1 protein-coding gene is annotated in these 575 nt (G+C 48.2%); it reads left to right on the plus strand.

All coding sequences use genetic code 11. The features are described from left to right. Nucleotides 1-172: 172 nt before the first annotated feature. On the plus strand, nucleotides 173-575 hold a 403-nt coding region (locus A3729_RS02920), incomplete at its 3' end, for an efflux RND transporter permease subunit (RefSeq protein ID WP_197475502.1).

Here is a 575-nt window from a genome sequence, read left to right on the forward strand (position 1 = left end):
TAAAAGCATATCCGGTTGAACTCTTACGCAGCGAGAATGATGGTGTTTGGCTAGGCGGTTTACCCGAGGTGCTTGAGCTTATTACCGTCGGGCAAGGTTTTGTTTCGGTTGGTGAAAAGGTCAGCCCTGTTCGAGTTTCGGCAGAAGATAAGGCGTCAGGAGTAGATTCTTAATGAAAGAGTACTTTGGTACGGCACCAAAAACGCCAATCGACTGGGCGATAGAGCGTCGCCGTGCTGTGCTGTTGGTCTTGGTATTTTTACTAATATCCGGGATTTTTGCTTATCAGAGTATCCCAAAAGAGTCTGAGCCGGATATTGCCATTCCTATTGTTTACGTATCGATGTCGCATGAGGGTATTTCACCTGAAGATGCCGAGCGCCTACTTATTCGGCCAATGGAGAAAGAGCTTAAGTCGATAGAGGGTGTCAAAGAGATGAGCTCCGTTGCCTCCGAAGGGCATGCATCGGTGACGCTTGAATTTGATGCCGGTTTTGACAGTGATACGGCCTTGGATGACGTCCGTGAAAAGGTTGACCGTGCCAAATCAAAGCTACCTGCGAGTAGTGATGAAC

The sequence above is a fragment of the Oleiphilus sp. HI0043 genome (assembly GCF_001634935.1).